Below are 237 nucleotides of genomic sequence, written 5' to 3' on the forward strand. Positions count from 1 at the left end.
CATTAGAGTGCATGAATTCGTTGCGACCTTCCACTTTACCCACGTTCAGAGACTGAAATACTTCCCGCTGAAGTGGATAATCCACATATTTGTTGTTCACGATCATGACGCCGGGTTGCGGAACTCCGTTTTTATCCGTGGCCTTGAACCGAGCCATCCACGCCTTAGCGATCTTGTGACTGGACTTTATCATCCAATCCATAATGTCAAGCTCTGCGTTTGCACCGCGTATGTGTT

1 protein-coding gene is annotated in these 237 nt (G+C 47.7%); it reads right to left on the reverse strand.

Going from position 1 to position 237, the window contains the following annotated elements; all coding sequences use genetic code 11:
* Window positions 1-202, reverse strand: a 202-nt coding sequence (locus tag AC1RPW_RS08705) for a hypothetical protein (RefSeq protein ID WP_481769564.1), incomplete at its 3' end; no start/stop codon positions are given.
* Between the last annotated feature and the right edge of the window lie 35 nt (window positions 203-237).

The organism is Dellaglioa sp. CoH-55-MRSF-8, from assembly GCF_056782195.1.